Source organism: Bacillus sp. AR2-1 (genome assembly GCF_008368755.1).
In the GTDB taxonomy this organism is placed as follows: domain Bacteria; phylum Bacillota; class Bacilli; order Bacillales; family Bacillaceae_G; genus Bacillus_A; species Bacillus_A wiedmannii.
In genome coordinates this window covers 122,601-139,677 of the sequence record NZ_QORY01000003.1, presented here as the reverse complement: position 1 = coordinate 139,677, position 17,077 = coordinate 122,601, and the positions used below count along the sequence as shown (strand labels likewise).

Below are 17,077 nucleotides of genomic sequence, written 5' to 3'. Positions count from 1 at the left end.
CTATTTATTATATTTTTCAAAATAACTATTTACATATAATTTGTATCAGTGTACTATTTATCTAGTACACTGATACAGAGGAGGAAAGAAATGAAAACTGAGTTTTCTCCTAATATCCCCATTTATGTTCAGGTAATGGAATACATCAAAAAAGAAATTGTAACAGGACGTTTGGTGCCAGGTAATAAAATTCCTGCTGTACGTGAATTAGCGGGTGAATTACAAGTGAATCCAAATACAATTCAACGTACGTTTCAAGAGCTAGAACGGGAAGGTATTGCTGAGACACGTAGAGGAACAGGAAGATTTGTAACAATGAATGAAGAAAAAATTACAGGGCTACGCAAAGAAATGGCAAAAGAGTTGCTTGATAATTTTATAAATGGAATGAATAACTTAGGATTTATGGAAGAAGAGGTTCTCTCAATACTTCGTTCTTCTTTGGAAAAGAAAAAGGGGGGAAATGAATGAAAGAATTATTGAAAATTGAAAATCTATCGAAAAGATATGATTTAAAAACAGTGATTCAAGACGTAAGCTTAACAATATCAGAAGGAAAAATTATCGGTCTTGTTGGTGAAAATAGTAGTGGTAAAACGACATTATTAAAAATGATATCTGGTTTACGTTACCCTTCGAAAGGAAGTATTACAATTAAAGATAAAAAGGTGGGATTAGAAACGAAAAAAATCGTTTCATTTATGCCCGATAGTCCTGTTTTTGAAAAATGGATGACTGTAAAAGATGCCTTGTTGTTCTATCGAGATATGTATGCCGATTTTAATCTACAACAAGCAATAGAATTAATAGCTAACTTTAAAATCCCACTAGAGGAGAGTATAAGCATCTTATCAAAAGGGAAAACAGGGATATTACAGCTAATATTAACCTTTTCAAGGAAAGCAAAGGTATATGTATTAGACGAGCCATTAGGTGGAATTGATCTTGTTTCTAGAAAGCATGTATTAGATTTAATTCTTAACTTTTATCGTGAAGATAGTACCATTCTTATTTCGACTCATTTAATAGAGGAAATTGAAAATATATTTGATGAGGTAATCTTTTTAAAAGGCGGGAGTATTGTATTGCATGAAAATGTAGAAGAAATTCGTTTTCACCATGGAAAAGCAGTACATGAGTTATTTAAGGAGGTTTTTGAGAAATGAATCCACTTTTTCGTTATTTATTTAATTGTAATAGAAAAAAGATAGCCGTCTTTTATTTTGGATTTATTACTATTTCGTTACTTCTTTTATTTAATATGATGGGACTATCGAAGGTTACAAATCAGCTTACAAAGGATATAACATTAGGTATATTTATTTCAATAATAGGTGGCACTGCATTTTTACTGATTTTAATAGCTTTGCCTTCTTTCAATAAAATGCTAAAAAATACTATGATACGTTATACAGCCATCTCAGGAAAAAAATATATATATGCAAATTTATTCTTTTTCACATTAATGTTTATTCTTTTACTTGTTATAGGCTTAATTTTTCTATACTATTTTTCCAAAAGTACCTATGGAGGAAATGTAGTCGGAGGCTACCAACAAGATTTTCATAAGTTATATGCATATGGAATTCTTCATCACATACTTTCTGTTTTTTTATGGGGAATCGATTTCATGAGTATATTAATTTCCTGCTATTTCATCATGGTAATTACAAGGCTGATTCCTATAAAGTCATCAATGAGTAAGATGGTTATATCGATTATTTTCTTCGCTTTATTTTTAACAATCCAAACATTAGTACTGGATGTTTTAAGTAAATTAGAGAAATATGTAATCATCATAAAGAGTACGGGATTCATAGATAAAAATGGTTTTATTGACACATCACTGTATCCTAGTGAAGGATTCACTATTTTATATGTATGTTTTACTTGCTTATTCATAATTGCCCTAACAGCTATTACAGGACGTATCATTGATAAAAAATTAGAAATATAAAGTTCCAATTTAAAGGTAGAATTTATTTAGGAGGAAGAAATGAGAACAACTAATCCAATATTAAAAAAAGACAAATTTCATAAAGAGAAGACAAATGCTGCTACAATGACTATTGGCGGAACGATAGGAAAAACATTCGTTTTGCTTATCTTACTTCTTGCATCATCTGTTTATTCGTACGTACAGATGATGCAAGGAGAAATGAAAATACCCGTGTTGATTGGAATTATAATAGTTACTCTAATTGTCGCATTTGTAGTTATATTCATTCCGCGCATATCCCCAATTTGCGCACCGATTTACGCAGTATTACAAGGGATTTTATTAGGAAGTATTTCAGCATATTATACACTGCGTTTTGGTGATTCTATCGCTTTAACTGCCGTATTACTAACAATTTCAATTTTATTTGCCATGTTAGTGTTATATGCAACTCGAATAGTAAAAGTAACTAAAAAGTTTCGTGCGGTTGTAACGGTTGCAACACTTGGAATTCTTATTATGTATTTTATTGTTTTCTTACTGGGCATCTTAGGGGTGACTGTTCCATATATTCACCAAGGTGGGACAATTAGTATTATAATAAGTGCAATTGTAATTATTGTTGCTGCATTAGATTTATTACTAGATTTTGATTCAATTGAAAATGGTACTCATAGTGGAGCGCCGAAGTATATGGAATGGTACAGCGCAGTAGGGCTTATGATGACATTAGTATGGCTATACCTGGAGATCCTTCGTCTAGTTTCTTACATTATGAAAAACAAAGACTAAAAAACATCCTGCATGGTTCAAACATGCAGGATGTTTTTGGTATCTCATATTATCAATTAGGTCAATATAGGCAGTAACAAATGTATGATGTTACTGTACAAAAGGCCCAACCCATACTTATAAGCTTTAAGCTCCCCCCTCTGTAATCTTCCTTTGATTACTACAAACGAATTAACAGTTTAAAAAAGCCGATTATTCCTTATCGTACGATATTCACGTTATGTTGGCGGAACCCCATCGCCATCAAGCTAAAAGAATGAGTTATCCCAAAACAATAAATACGAGCAAAATGCACAAAATTTTCAATCTGGGGGTGGTATGAGATTTTAATTTGATGGGCATGGGGTATCCCCAAAATGATATTAATTAATATCTTTTGATTAGAATTCTCTTATAAAAATAGTTGAAAATGTAAATTTAGACGAAATTTGAACAAGATTTTTCAAATCTGTTATTTTGTAGCTCTATATTCCTTTTATCTAAGATTTATAAGGAAATATTATTATTAAAATATAGTTTTTGATTTGAATAAAATTAGTTGTTTATTAATTATTAAAAATTATTTGAGTTACCGTCACTACATAATAATATTTAGTTACTGTATGATAATTTTAATTATTTTTTTATGTGCATATCATTATTTATGTTAACTATTTCAAGTATTAAATACCATAAGTTATTGAAATTGCTTAGATGAGTATTCTTATATTAGAAAAGTATAAAAAATATACCAAGTCAGACTTAGTTTGAAAAATATCTAACTGTATTCCAAATCTTTCAAAAAAAGGGTACGTTTGTTATGGGAGTAATTATCATAGAAATACAAAATTTTATCTGAATTTTAAAATTTATTTTAAGGGAGACAAAAAAATGAGACAAAAAAGAACGATATTCACCGTTATATGTGCATGTGGGATTGGGTTTGCAGGCTATACTAATTGTATTTCAGCAGCATCTTTAGACAATGATACATTAATAAAAAATGGACACAAAATCAATTCTTCTCTTATAACAAATTCTACTCAAGTATCCGCTGTCGCTAAGGAGATGAAACCTTTTCCTCAACAAGTAAATTACTCAGGGATTTTAAAACCGAATCATGTTTCACAGGAAAGCCTGAATAATGCAGTTAAAAATTATTATAACGATTGGAAAAAGAAGTATCTAAAGAATGATTTATCATCACTACCTGGTGGGTATTATGTTAAGGGTGAGATTACGGGAAATCCAGATGGGTTTAGACCATTAGGAACTTCAGAAGGACAAGGATATGGGATGATTATTACAGTTTTAATGGCAGGACATGATTCAAATGCTCAGACAATTTATGATGGCTTATTTAAAACAGCAAGAGCTTTTAAAAGTTCCATAAACCCAAATTTAATGGGGTGGGTTGTAGCAGATGACAAGAAAGCACAAGGGCATTTTGATTCTGCAACAGATGGGGATTTAGACATTGCTTACTCACTTCTTCTTGCTCATAAGCAATGGGGATCAAGTGGGAAAATCAATTATTTAAAAGAAGCTCAAAATATGATTACAAAAGGTATTAAGGCTAGTAATGTGACCCAAAATAACGGTTTGAATTTAGGGGATTGGGGAGACAAAAGTACATTTGATACTAGACCATCCGACTGGATGATGTCTCATTTAAGGGCATTCTACGAATTTACAGGAGATAAAACTTGGCTTAATGTTATTGATAATCTCTACAATACTTATACAAATTTCACAAATAAATATTCACCAAAGACAGGATTGATTTCTGATTTTGTTGTGAAAAATCCACCACAGCCTGCACCAAAAGATTTTTTAGATGAATCGAAATATACTGATTCATATTACTATAATGCGAGTCGTGTACCACTCCGAATTGTTATGGACTATGCGATGTATGGAGAAAAGAGAGGTAAGGTAATTTCTGATAAAGTTGCTACATGGATAAAGGGTAAAACAAAAGGTAATCCATCTAAAATTGTAGACGGCTATAAACTAGATGGAACAAATATTGGTGATTATCCAACAGCGGTATACGTTTCGCCTTTTATTGCCGCTGGTACCACTAACAGCAATAATCAAGAATGGGTAAATAGCGGTTGGGATTGGATGAAGAATAAGAAAGAGAGTTATTTCAGTGATAGTTATAATCTTTTGACCATGTTGTTTATAACAGGTAATTGGTGGAAGCCGATTTCGGATGAAAAACTGATACAAAGTCCAATAAATTTAGAAGTTCAATCTGAATTGAAGGAACAGAATTAAGATTGTATGAATATCAAATTTTAAATTTGATACCTTTTAAAAATATAGATAAGCGATTAGTAGCAACTTATATAGTAAAAAACGTAGGAATTTATAATTTCTACGTTTTTTACTTATAAGACAACTATATGGATTAGATAATTCTTGGAGGATGGAAATAAAATAATGTACCCGTAGGAAGTTGATGTAAATAAACTTCAAAACTTTTCAATATATGATTTTACAGCTTGTAATAAAAACTCTTCTTGCCCCATACCAGATTCAGCAGCCATTTGAATTACTTTTTGCTTAAAGTCATGATCTGCATGAAAAGTTAATGGCTCTACATTACTTTTAAAATAAATACCTTCAACATGAGGGAGTATTGAGCCTGACTTCATATGTGAATGTAAATACTTAATCTCTTCTTGGAACTGTAATGGATCTACCTGTAAAACAAATGGTTTAATTTCCAATCTGATGATATCTTGTGTAGTAGTCAATCGCATATTTGTGACACCAAGCTCTTTATAAAATAAATTTATTAGATTATAAGTAATAGAATTAAATAACTGAGGCTTTTTAAATGTAAAAGATAAATAGCCTCGCTTCGTAATCACTGTGTGTTTTTGGAAGGGTTCAAGGGAATAATCATGTTCTTTATAAGCTGATAATGAGAAAATTTCTTCATCTTCTGTAAGAACCTTTCCATCGAATCCATTAATTTCTATTACCCTAGCTTTTTTTTCTGTATGTCGCTGTATTAATAATTGATATAAATAAATGTCTGTATCCTGAATCTTAGTAATGAATGTTTTACGTTCTTTTGTTGTAGCTTTTTCGTAATTGAGCTGGAAATTTTCTAGTTCTTCTTCATCAATGACATATACTTGTTTACCTCGCTTTTCTACCATCGAGGCTTTTAATTTTCCGGATTTAATATATGTAAAGATAGTGGAGGGTGCTATATTTAGAATTTCTGCTGCTTTTTTTGTACTTAATCCTTTTATTTCATCGTTATTCATTAACCGTTCAATATCTTCTAAATAGAATATTTTACTTCCGAATTGTTTCCAATTATCTTTATATACACATTCTATAAGACCTTCTTTTTCTTTCTTTAGAACGGTCTGAACGGTAACTCCCATTAAATCTGCTGCTTCTTTTGTTGTTACTGTAGGTTTTGTAATAAACAGTAAATCTTGTGTCATGAAAGTATACCTCCTTAGTTACTCTCTATAATTCATAAAGTATGTATATATCATATCAGATTCTTAATTAGATATAAAATAAAATATCATTATACCAATATGTAAAAGTGATTTATAACTTTATCTTAATGTTAGACAAAATTTAATACTTATTTATATATATATGTTTTGTAAAATTGTATAAAATTATGCTAAATATTTATCTATATAGTAAAAAATTATAGGAAATTATATGTATAACTAAATAGAGAAGAATATAGACTTATTACAGAAATAAAATGATTATTAATTTCTATAATCGATGTAAGTGATGTAAAAATCATAGTATACTTAATAAATATAATATAAATTAAAATCTATACAAGAAGAGGTGATGTATAGGTATGGATGATAAAAATCAAAAAGGACTTTTACCTATATTAAAAAATCAAAAAGAATTTATAAATATATATTTAGACAATATAAAAGATATATCTTCATTTATGTATAATACTCGTTATATGTATGATGTGGAAAAAAAGATAGAGGTAGCAGAAAAAGAAGGAAAGAGAAAATATGAATTTCTAGGTGACCTTGAAGTGATATATCATTTTGTACATTTACAAAATGATATGGATGAAAACAAAAATAGAAAGGAAGATACAATAAAGAGTTATGTGTCTGAAATAATATCATTTTGCAAATGTATGGTACAGCATGCAGAAGAGTTTGAAGTGAATGGGGAAGAAGTTCAACGAAATACTTCTTTATTAAAAACATTACAGCCTTGGCATATTCGTAAATTTAATTACTGGTTAAAAAATGTACAAAATGGTAGAAGTGGGAATACGTATGCTGTTGCAACTTTGGCGAAAAAAACAGTTTTGATTCGTTCTTTTTTAAAGCATCTTCATGTATTTGGGTATATTGAAAAACCACTTCATGAAGAATTACAGCGTGCGAATGTAAATGAAAAAGATCGACCGAATCGGGATTTATCCTATGAAGAAGTCATGAAAATATTAGGTTTTTATAAAGAAAGAGGACATTTAATAAACTATACAATAATACTTGCATTAGCAAGTACTGGTGCGCGTATTCAGGAGTTGTGTACTGCAAGAGTAAAAGATTTACACTATGATGGAAAGTATTGGTTAAAGGTTAGGGGAAAAGGGGACAAAGTGCGTGAACTTTTTATTTCAGAACATTTATACCAATGCATTTGTGAGATGAGAAGAAGAAGAGGTTTTCAAACGGTATTGGAAAAAGGGGATGAAAGTCCGTTATTTATAAATCAAAGAGGAAGTGCATATAATTCTAAAACACTATCAAATCAGGTAACAGATATGATAAAGAAGACAGACTTAGAGTTCTTACAATATCGTGAAAATTCAGTAACTGCACATACATTTCGACATGCTTTTGCAATTATGGCAGTAGAACAAGGAAATGCGGATTTATATCATTTAATGCAAACACTCGGTCACGAAAATATTCAAACTACAAAAATATATTTAGAAAAACATATGAAGCGTAAAAATAACGTTGGATCTTCTTTCGCTGATATGTTGATATGAATTTTATAATGATTATAACTTTATTTAATTATGTATTTTTTACATAATTAAATAAAGTTAATTCTCTTTTATTTTTAATTAATACAGTCCATTATCAAACTTAATTAATTGAAGAATAAAAAATTCCTTCTATTATATACAAGGTTATCTACATTGAAAAAATTCATAGAAATATATAGAGTCGATTAGAGCTGTTAGATATGATCTCTATAAATAGGAGACGATAGATTTTATTAAATATAGAAAAACCAGGATGATTTTAAAAAGTTATCCTGGTTTTTGAATGTGCATAATTAGTAGGTTATTTTGAGCTACTTATAAGTCAGTGGAAGATTTCCTTATTCCACCATTAATAGTATTAATATTAGTTTATATTTTGAGTGGTAAATTTTTAGATTATATGAGACTAGTTTTCATTTGATGTATTTATTAAATGATTGGCTATAGTACTATACTTCTTATTCATAACTATATAAATCCAACCAATAATTGATAAGATAACTGGATAGAAAATAGCCCAACCACTAAATGAGTATATAATTAGAGATAGGAAGGCCATCCACCAACCAATATCACGCACTTTTAATAATTTAAGAGCAGCTAGCATTGTAAAAATATATGAGGTAATAAAAATTACACTAGGACCTTTAAGAAGCATTTCTAAATTTGGTCATGCCACATCATAAAAAATTAAAATACAACTAAAAATACCTCCTAAAACTAGTAATACCCTAGTTGGAGTTTGAAATTTAGAATGTAATCTAGAATGTAATCTAGCAAAAAAGGAAGGGAAATGTCCTTCTCTAGCTTGAGCGTAAATCATTCTTGAAAAACCTGCATTGTTAGCATGTACAGCACTAAACGAAATGAAAATTGCTAAGATAGTTGTTATATATGTACCTATTGGTCCTAATCCTTTTGATATTAGAATACTAAGGGAAGCTATCTGGTTCTTATCACCATATGAGTGGGTCCCTATTGTTACAAAAGATATAGCAATGTACATAATGGAGATACAAATTGCCCCTAAAAATAAACTAATGGAAATATCTTTAGCGGGTCTTTTAAATTTTTCAGCTAATGGGGTAATCATCTCCCATCCTACAAATGAGAAAAAGATAATTACAGAAGAAGCGCCAACGGAAGACCACCCGTTTGGTACAAATGGTGTAAAAGAACTTAATTTTACATAGGGTATAGAAACAATTACAGCGACAACTATTAAAAGTGAAATAATACAAATTACAAACACAACTGCAAGTAGTTTTATTGTGCATCAATTACACATGCCAGAGCCTCCAAGGGCTATTTTATCACTTGTATTAGTATTCGGTCTTATCACTATACTGAATTTTGGTCAAGATATTACTGTAAAGATAATGAGCATGTTAGTATATCCTTTCATTGCTTCTCTACTTTTTATTGCAATATCTTTAATTCCACAATGGAATACTTCAATGCTAAGTTTTTCAAGTGTTTCTACTGCTTCAACTGGAACAGGATATTTTGGAATGATTTGGATGATACTACCAATCATAGTATTCTCTTTTAATCATTCTCCTATGATTTCGTCATTCGTTATGAAACAGAGAGCTACGTATGGAATAGACGCTACTGATGCCAAGTGTGCTCAAATACAAAAAGTTTGTTATATCATGACATTCGCTGTTGTTATGTTCTTTGTTTGGAGTAGTACTTTAAGTTTGACTCCAGATGATCTTAAGGTGGCAAAAGAACAGAACTTGTCAATCCTATCATATCTTGCTAATGAGCTTAATTCTCCAGTAATCACTATTGCAGCTCCTATCATTGCGTTTGTGGCTATTACAAAGTCTTTCCTTGGTCATTATAGGAGCGTATGAGGTAATGCGTGACATGATTATCAAGTCCGGTAAAAAACGTGGGAAAGATTTAGGAGAGAAAACAGTTAAGACAATGATTCTTACTTTTGTCGTATTAACATGCTGGTATGTTGCTTATACAAATCCAGGTATTCTTGGAATCATTGATGCCCTTAGCGGTCCGTTAGTTGCTGGTATCTTATGTCTATTACCAATGTATGCGATTCGTAAAGTACCAGTACTAGCAAAATACAATAGGAAAATAAAGAACGGCATTAATTTGTTGATTTGCGGAATAAAGCCCATGCCTGTCGAGCTAAGATTTTAAAATAAACCCAAAACGAAAAAATGAGCTTTTTTGTCACAAGTTAGCACAAAATTTCGTTTTGGGGTGACTTGTTTTCTTAATTTGATGGCGATGTGGTGCTACCCCTACTTTTACTAGTGCTACAATATAGAAGCATAAAATTGAGATCTTTTTATCATAATGTCAGAAAACCATCATTATAATTCGTATATTAAGTGAATAGAGAATGGAGCAAAGAGTGGTGATAGGAATGCGAGAAGTAGAAATAGTAGAAGGGTTGCGAAAGAAAGATATGAAAGCATTACATGCAGCAATTGATCAGTATGGAGATTTAATTTATAAAGTTGTTCACGGTGTATTAGATACATCCCATAGTAAAGTGTTAGTGGATGAGTGTGTTGATGATATTTTGTTAATCATTTGGTACAACATTGATAGTTATGATGAGAAACGCGGAAAATTTAGAAATTGGCTTATATCTATCGCGAAGTTTAAAGCGATAGATTTTAAGAGAAAGAGTAATCAAGTATATAGATTACAAGAATTTCAGCAGGATATATATGAAGAGAGAACAGGCACAAATCAAACAAAAGAAGAGGAGGAAGAAAACTTTTATCTTTTAATTAGGTCGCTAAACAATGAAGATAAAAAAATTTTTATAAAAAGGTATCTGGATGAATATAGTGTGCAAGAGATTGCTTCTGAATTAGGGCTGGCAACAGATACTGTGTATAGCAGGCTTTCAAGAGGACGAAAAAAAATAAAAAAGATAATAGGAGGGGAAACTGATGCGCAAAGAGGAACTGTTGCAGGGTTTAAATAATTTACAATATAGTGATCAAGATGTAGCAGAATATAATGTTGAAACAAAAGTAGATGAAAAGAAAATAGGACGTGCAAAAATGGTAGTAACAAAAAGTATTTTGATGCAGCGTTGTTATCATCAGGTGCAAGGTAATTTACAGCAGGGTGAAGAGATTTTATATAACATGGCTGCGTCCAATCCGCGTGTAAAGGGTTGGCAAACAGGGACGGCTATAACATTAGGAATCGGTTTTCTTTCTATGAATTTTGGTATTAATAACGTCCTCGTTGTTACAAATAAAAAACTGTATGTGTTCTTTGTTGATCAATATTATAACGACGTTGATTTGAAAATATATCAGTTAGATGAAATTGTCTCTATGAAAACAGTATTAGATCGTAAAAGCGGCAGTGAATTTTTATATATAAAATATACAAACGATAAAGAGTACGTACTTTTAGGGATTAATGAGGAGTATCGTGAATTGTTTGAAGTAGTATGTAACGTGCCAAAAGGAAGTAAAATAAAGCTGTCGCTACAGGATAGAAAATTAAAATGGATATTAAGGGGGAAAAGAAGTCTCTTTTATATCTTAAGCTATTCAATTGTATTCTATTTGTTCTATAAGGCGTACGTTAACTTTATACCACATTAAAGGGCAGTAATATCCCATGGCCATCAAGCTAAAAAATTGTATCCATAAAACGAAAAAAACGCTATTCTTTTTGTAGAAATATACAGAAAGGATGGCGTTTTTGTATGAATCTATCGATTCAAGATGGGTTTCATTTATTCGCTGAAGAACTACAGCGATATCTATCTCCAAGTATCCTTCAACAGCTCGCACAGCAGACGGGTTTCGTAAAACGTAAAAGTAAGTATGGCGCACAAGAGTTGGCCGCTTTATGTATTTGGATTAGTCAACACGTAGCAAGTGATTCTCTCACTCGATTATGTAGTCAGCTTTATGCAAATACAGCTACACTCATGAGTCCAGAAGGACTGAATCAACGCTTTAATCCAGGAGCTGTCGCATTTCTTCGAAAAGTCTTTACTTCTCTTCTCACAAAAAAACTCTGTTCAAATCACTCACTTTCTGCACACTTAATCTCTACTTTCAATCATATCAGAATTTTAGATGCAACAGTGTTTCAACTGCCTGACCATTTTGCCACTAATTATCAAGGTTCAGGTGGGAGTAGTAATAAGGCAGGCGTGAAAATCCAATTGGAATATGATTTACTTAGTGGTCAATTTCTTAACGTGCAGCTTGGAGCAGGAAAGAATAATGATAAGACATACGGTACCATCTGCCTTGAAACCGTAGAGGCGGGCGATTTGTGTCTACGTGATCTTGGTTACTTCGATTTAGGAGACTTACAAACCATTCATGATAAAGAGGCTTACTATATCTCGCGGTTGAAGTTGAATACACGAATTTATATCAAGAACCCTGAACCAGAATACTTCAACAATGGTACGTTAAAAAAACAAACAGAATATATCCAGCTTGACATGACACAAATAATGTCTGATCTAATCCCTGGCGAAACGATAGAAATCCCCAAGGCATACATTGGCCAAAACCAAAAGCTTCCAGCACGTGTCATTATTCATCGTTTAACCGATGATCAAACGCAAACACGTTTGAAAAACCAAGCAATACGCGAAAAGAAGAAAGGCATTGTCATGAAGGATAAAAGTAAACGATTAATGGGCATGAATGTATATATCACGAACACATCGCTAGAAGATGTGCCGACGAGCTACGTACATTCATTATATTCACTTCGTTGGCAGATTGAAATTTTGTTTAAAACGTGGAAGTCATTCTTTGAAATTGATGAATGTAAAAATATAAAAAGAGAACGCCTAGAGTGCCATTTATATGGTCAACTCATCGGCATCCTCCTCTGTTCTTCTACGATGTTTCAAATGCGTCAGTTTCTGCTTGAAAAGAAAAAGCAAGAGCTGAGTGAATACAAAGCAATTTATATGATTAAAGATTACTTTCCATTACTCTTTCAAGCGATGGCTGTTGGAACAGAAGAACTTTTAAAAATTCTGCATCGCCTTTATCAACTGCTCAAAAAGAACGGTCGTAAATGTCATAGATATAAGAAAATGACCGTCTTTGATATTCTAGGGATTGTGTATGAAACGACAGTGAAACATAGACAAGCTGCCTAGCGAAAAAACCACGTTTTAATGGGCTTCTTTGGCATGCTTGCTTTTCTATCGCTTGCTAGTTTTGAAACAAGGATCATTTCGCACCTAGTAATTTACTTGGTTAGCTTGATGGGCATGGGAATAAAGCCCTAGTATATAATTCATCTGATCTTGTGGTGTTACCGAATATTTCCTTTGTCCCATAATTTTTCCCCTCTTTTCAGGCTATTTTTGGTTACAATCTTGTTTTTCATAGGGTTGTAACTTTTTTAAAGGATCCATATTGTTTTATTTTCACTTTTTTAGTATTTCACTTATGAAAGTATGATTTCTGTACTGGTTCATGTTGTTATTGGTATTAACAGTATTTATCAAGTTTTGTTTAGTTTTTTTGTATAATATAATAAACGATGTGTATTTTCGTTTGGTTATACATAAACATTTTGCATAAAAGTTTATAAAAAATCCACTGAAATAATCGGATCATTTTTATCTTTTCTCGACAGTATCTCCCATCTATTTACTAGCGCTATCCCACCATTAAACAAATTAAGTAGGGAGTCTTCTGACATAAAATATAAACTATGTGACTTTTAATCTTACAAAATTGTAAGATTAAAAGTCACATAGTTAGATAGAAGTCATTAACTTATGAAAAAATCTCATCTATAATCCAGATATAAATCATTTATTAAAGGAGTATTCTAATGAAAAAAATTATAAGTTATGCGGTGGTTATTGCTATTTTTATAGGAATAGGATTAGGAGTAAAACGTTATGTGCAAGGTCCAGGACAACCAGTCGATGGCATCTTAGTTAGTGGTACTGCAGCTGATGTAGAAAAAGTCAAAAAAGAATTTAAAGATGATATTAAGCAATCTATAGACTATAAAATTAAGTACGTCACTACATTAAGAAAGACCCAATTATCAGAAGAAGATAAGAAACAAAATGATACAAATGAAGAATTTGAAATCAATACTACAGAATATGCAGTTATCAATAGTTCTACCGCGGTAAAATTATTTAATAAGGGACTTCTAAGAGCTAGGAAAGATCCGAATTCAGCGTCTACTATTTCTGAGATGGTGAAAGATAAAAATAAAGTATCTAGTAATCAGAATCTATTATTTTCTTATGCGGGTAAGAATTCTACGGGTGATACCCCTACGGTTGATAATTTTGAAAATAACCAGTTGAATTTGAACGGTAAGATGGTACCTGCCCAGTATGTTGAACAGCAAATTTGGATTGGTTATGACCCCATGAACCTAGTTATTCTAAAAGACGAAGACTATAATGCAATTTCTGAATCAGAGTCAATAATGAAATTAATTCAATTTAAAAAACGTGATTTTGATTATAAAAACAAACAAGAAGTAAACAAAGTTTTACAAGAGATTGATAAGGTCTCGCCGAATAATCAGCATAAAATGAACTTTGTAGAGGTACAAGACTAATTTAAAATGAAAATAAGGTGATATGAATGGAAATCGTAAGAATAGAGAATGTCGTCAAAAGTTATGGTGATGGTAATAGTAGGGTAGATGCTTTGAAGGGCATAAACCTTACAATACATCAGGGAGAATTTGTTTCAATCGTAGGAGCTTCTGGATCAGGTAAAAGTACATTGTTGCATATTTTGGGAGGGTTGGACCGCCCAAGTTCAGGAAAAGTATTTATTGGAGAGAATAATATTTATAATTATCCAGATAATGAACTTTCAATATTTAGAAGAAGAAAAGTTGGCTTTATATTTCAGTTCTTCAATTTAATTCCTGTATTGAATGTGCAGGAGAATATAGCTTTACCCACTTTACTGGATAATGAACCTGTAGATAATCCTTATTTGGACGAAATTATTGATATTTTGGGACTTCATGAAAGAAGAAATCATTTACCATCTGAATTATCAGGAGGTCAGCAACAACGGGTTTCGATTGGGAGAGCACTTATAAATCGACCGCATTTGATTTTAGCTGATGAGCCTACAGGGAATCTTGATACTCAAAATACAAAAGAAGTCATGGATTTATTAAGATTGACGGCAAAAAAATATAATCAAACTATTGTATTGATTACTCATGATTTAAAAATTGCATCAACTTCTGACCGTATTATTACAATTGAAGATGGCCAAATCATTTCCGATCAGTGGCTAGCCGCGAATAAGCCTAAGACGGGAGGAAACTAATTTTGATTGGTAATTATAAACAATTAAGTAGGAGATACTTAAAGGGGAATATGAAACGTACAATTTTAACTTTAATCGGAATCATACTCTCTGTAGCGTTAATTTCTACAATCGGCCTATTTATGAACGGAACTCAGATTTCTCAAATTGAGAATACGAAAAAAAGGCAAGGGTATTCTTTTCATGCTGTTGTATTAAATTACGATGAATCGATATTGAAAAAAATTAAATATAACCCTCAAATTGAATCATTTGGTTTTATGTCACAGGGAGAAACAGTTCCAGTCGGAGAGGCTGCTGTACAAATGAATTTTGCTGATGATAACGCCTTGGAGTTTTTAAAATACAGTATTATTAAGGGGAGATTGCCATCTAATGATCAAGAAGTTGCTGTTGACCCCTGGGTATTACCTTATATAAAAGATAATATTCAAATAGGTGATTCATTCGAATTAAATGAAAAAAAATACAAATTGGTAGGCTTTCTAAGTGATAGTGTATATACACAGGAAAATAAAGTGGCACGGGTACTAACCTATAAGCGTAAGTTTAGCACTGGGGAAGGAAAAATATTAGTCGGAATTAGCCCGGAAGCAAACTTTAATGAGGTTTTAGAGGGGATCAAGACTATTTCCGGAGGGAATAATATTGAAATAAGTGAAGAATTAATTCAATTAGAGAAACCAGGTTACAATAATTCGATTATGGCCACGCTAATTATTACTATCAGCATTGTTGTGATAGCGACAGTTGTTGTGATTTACAACGCTTTTCAAATTAGTGTCGTGGAACGAACGCGGCAGTTTGGCTTGTTGAGAAGCATCGGTGCAACACGAAAGCAAATTAGACAAATCGTGCTGAGAGAAGCTACTTTTCTGGCTGTTATCGCTATACCATTAGGGATTATATGCAGCTTAATAGCACTTGTCTCTCTTCAATTCACTTTTTCACTTTTAATGGAAAATAGTAAAGGAGTCTCCATATTCCATGTTGATTGGAAGATTTTATTAATCAGTTCGATTATTACCTTCCTCTCTGTTATAGTGTCATGTTTGTACCCAGCTTATTTTGCAGGAAAAATCTCTCCATTGTTAGCAATCAGCAGTAGGTTGTCAATTAAAAAGGAACAAATCAAAAAACAAAAGAATTCCATATTGAGAAAACCTTTATCTTTTCCTTTGAGTATGGCTATGAAAAATGTGAAGCGCAATAAAAATCGTTATACCATTACAATTTTATCAATTATTATAAGTAGTGTGTTATTTATTACCTTTTCGTATTTAATGAATGTTGCATTTACATCTAAATCTTTTGATAAATTATCTGTTACATCGGATATTACAATTAAGCTAGCGGATAATAATTCAGATCATTTAGCTGAAAGTGAACAAGTTTTCCATCAATTGAAATCACTTGGAAATATATCTAATGTAAACGAAAAGAAGGAGAATAGATTTGAAACTAAATTAAAGGATGTAACTCAATCTTCCGCGACAGTTAAGGAAATAGAAGACACGATTGGAAAAAGATATTCCATTACAATTGTAAATAATTATCAAGAAAATAAAACAAAAAAAGAAGAAAAACTTACTTTACAAGTGCTTGCATATAGTTTTATCACAGTCATTTCTTTAATTAGTAGCGTTAATATCCTCAATACTATAACTATAAGTATCATGACTAGACGAAAAGAATTGGCTGCTTTGAAATCCATTGGTATGTCACAAAAGGATTTGAAAAAAATGATTACCTATGAAGCTCTGATTTACGGTTTTTCTGGAAGTTTACAAGGAATATTTTTTGGTTGTATATTGTCTTATATTTTATATTTAGCTATTTCTGATAAGTTGAAAATGGCCTGGACGATTCCCTATGAGGCTTGTATCATTACGTTTGTTTCAGCTTTAATAATTAGTTATTTATCAGTCTTAAATCCATTGAAAAAAATTAAACAAGATAATATTATTGATACTATCAGAGAAGAATAATATTATAGGCCTGGCTAGATTATAGTCAGGCTAT

The 17,077-nt window shown here is 31.6% G+C and carries 13 protein-coding genes and 2 pseudogenes; 13 read left to right on the top strand and 2 right to left on the bottom strand.

The genetic code is table 11. The annotated features are described in order from the left end of the window. Window positions 1–90: 90 nt before the first annotated feature. The 5 genes from DT250_RS03715 to DT250_RS03695 all read left to right on the top strand — a co-directional run bounded on the left by DT250_RS03715 (window position 91) and on the right by DT250_RS03695 (window position 4,993). Window positions 91–471 (top strand): GntR family transcriptional regulator, encoded by a 381-nt coding sequence (locus DT250_RS03715; RefSeq protein ID WP_149212560.1) that lies wholly within the window; start codon window positions 91–93, stop codon window positions 469–471. Beyond that, on the top strand, window positions 468–1,166 hold the full coding sequence (locus DT250_RS03710) for an ABC transporter ATP-binding protein (protein ID WP_149212559.1): 699 nt from the start codon (window positions 468–470) through the stop codon (window positions 1,164–1,166). The genes DT250_RS03715 and DT250_RS03710 overlap by 4 nt, the downstream gene beginning before the upstream one ends. Then, window positions 1,163–1,957: an ABC transporter permease gene (locus tag DT250_RS03705; RefSeq protein ID WP_149212558.1), complete on the top strand. Its 795-nt coding sequence runs from the start codon at window positions 1,163–1,165 to the stop codon at window positions 1,955–1,957. Before DT250_RS03710 ends, DT250_RS03705 begins: the two co-directional genes overlap by 4 nt. Window positions 1,958–1,996: 39 nt before the next feature. Beyond that, the gene (locus DT250_RS03700) at window positions 1,997–2,731 is read left to right on the top strand and encodes a Bax inhibitor-1/YccA family protein (RefSeq protein WP_149212557.1); all 735 of its coding nucleotides are present in this window, start codon (window positions 1,997–1,999) and stop codon (window positions 2,729–2,731) included. 870 nt (window positions 2,732–3,601) lie between these two features. Continuing rightward, complete coding sequence (locus DT250_RS03695) at window positions 3,602–4,993, top strand: family 8 glycosyl hydrolase (RefSeq protein ID WP_149212556.1); 1,392 nt, start codon at window positions 3,602–3,604, stop codon at window positions 4,991–4,993. Between the two features lie 197 nt (window positions 4,994–5,190). On the opposite strand, the gene DT250_RS03690 is transcribed toward DT250_RS03695, so the two are convergent. Continuing rightward, window positions 5,191–6,183 (bottom strand): helix-turn-helix domain-containing protein, encoded by a 993-nt coding sequence (locus tag DT250_RS03690; RefSeq protein WP_087984364.1) that lies wholly within the window; start codon window positions 6,181–6,183, stop codon window positions 5,191–5,193. 383 nt (window positions 6,184–6,566) lie between these two features. Between DT250_RS03690 and DT250_RS03685 the strand changes: the two genes are divergently transcribed. Further along, window positions 6,567–7,739, top strand: coding sequence for a tyrosine-type recombinase/integrase (locus DT250_RS03685; RefSeq protein ID WP_149212555.1), 1,173 nt, complete (start codon window positions 6,567–6,569; stop codon window positions 7,737–7,739). Between the two features lie 406 nt (window positions 7,740–8,145). On the opposite strand, the pseudogene DT250_RS03680 reads toward DT250_RS03685, so the two are convergent. After that, a pseudogene (locus DT250_RS03680) lies at window positions 8,146–8,991 on the bottom strand (APC family permease); the annotation flags it as partial. Here DT250_RS03680 and DT250_RS31580 point away from each other — a divergent pair. The 7 genes and pseudogenes from DT250_RS31580 to DT250_RS03640 form a co-directional block, all read left to right on the top strand. Then, a pseudogene (locus DT250_RS31580) lies at window positions 8,975–9,908 on the top strand (SLC5/6 family protein); the annotation flags it as partial. The pseudogenes DT250_RS03680 and DT250_RS31580 overlap by 17 nt on opposite strands. Before the next feature lie 229 nt (window positions 9,909–10,137). Next, window positions 10,138–10,710 carry a sigma-70 family RNA polymerase sigma factor gene (locus tag DT250_RS03665; protein WP_011040847.1) on the top strand — a complete coding sequence of 191 codons (573 nt, stop codon included), beginning with the start codon at window positions 10,138–10,140 and terminating at the stop codon, window positions 10,708–10,710. Continuing rightward, entirely contained in the window at window positions 10,676–11,347 is a 672-nt protein-coding gene (locus DT250_RS03660) for a septation ring formation regulator EzrA (protein ID WP_149212554.1), read from the top strand. The genes DT250_RS03665 and DT250_RS03660 overlap by 35 nt, the downstream gene beginning before the upstream one ends. A 104-nt stretch (window positions 11,348–11,451) precedes the next feature. Further along, window positions 11,452–12,882 (top strand): IS4 family transposase, encoded by a 1,431-nt coding sequence (locus DT250_RS03655; RefSeq protein WP_149212553.1) that lies wholly within the window; start codon window positions 11,452–11,454, stop codon window positions 12,880–12,882. Window positions 12,883–13,568: 686 nt separating this feature from the next. Then, window positions 13,569–14,321: a lipoprotein BA_5634 family protein gene (locus DT250_RS03650; protein WP_149212552.1), complete on the top strand. Its 753-nt coding sequence runs from the start codon at window positions 13,569–13,571 to the stop codon at window positions 14,319–14,321. 26 nt (window positions 14,322–14,347) lie between these two features. Beyond that, window positions 14,348–15,055: an ABC transporter ATP-binding protein gene (locus tag DT250_RS03645; protein WP_149212551.1), complete on the top strand. Its 708-nt coding sequence runs from the start codon at window positions 14,348–14,350 to the stop codon at window positions 15,053–15,055. Window positions 15,056–15,057: 2 nt separating this feature from the next. Then, complete coding sequence (locus DT250_RS03640) at window positions 15,058–17,043, top strand: ABC transporter permease (RefSeq protein ID WP_149212550.1); 1,986 nt, start codon at window positions 15,058–15,060, stop codon at window positions 17,041–17,043. Window positions 17,044–17,077: the final 34 nt, after the last annotated feature.

Bases quoted from the DNA above. Each gene is read 5' to 3' on its own strand.
- DT250_RS03715 (WP_149212560.1), top strand. From the start codon at position 91: ATGAAAACTGAGTTTTCTCCTAATATCCCCATTTATGTTCAGGTAATG.
- DT250_RS03710 (WP_149212559.1), top strand. From the start codon at position 468: ATGAAAGAATTATTGAAAATTGAAAATCTATCGAAAAGATATGATTTA.
- DT250_RS03705 (WP_149212558.1), top strand. From the start codon at position 1,163: ATGAATCCACTTTTTCGTTATTTATTTAATTGTAATAGAAAAAAGATA.
- DT250_RS03700 (WP_149212557.1), top strand. From the start codon at position 1,997: ATGAGAACAACTAATCCAATATTAAAAAAAGACAAATTTCATAAAGAG.
- DT250_RS03695 (WP_149212556.1), top strand. From the start codon at position 3,602: ATGAGACAAAAAAGAACGATATTCACCGTTATATGTGCATGTGGGATT.
- DT250_RS03690 (WP_087984364.1), bottom strand. From the start codon at position 6,183: ATGACACAAGATTTACTGTTTATTACAAAACCTACAGTAACAACAAAA.
- DT250_RS03685 (WP_149212555.1), top strand. From the start codon at position 6,567: ATGGATGATAAAAATCAAAAAGGACTTTTACCTATATTAAAAAATCAA.
- DT250_RS03665 (WP_011040847.1), top strand. From the start codon at position 10,138: ATGCGAGAAGTAGAAATAGTAGAAGGGTTGCGAAAGAAAGATATGAAA.
- DT250_RS03660 (WP_149212554.1), top strand. From the start codon at position 10,676: ATGCGCAAAGAGGAACTGTTGCAGGGTTTAAATAATTTACAATATAGT.
- DT250_RS03655 (WP_149212553.1), top strand. From the start codon at position 11,452: ATGAATCTATCGATTCAAGATGGGTTTCATTTATTCGCTGAAGAACTA.
- DT250_RS03650 (WP_149212552.1), top strand. From the start codon at position 13,569: ATGAAAAAAATTATAAGTTATGCGGTGGTTATTGCTATTTTTATAGGA.
- DT250_RS03645 (WP_149212551.1), top strand. From the start codon at position 14,348: ATGGAAATCGTAAGAATAGAGAATGTCGTCAAAAGTTATGGTGATGGT.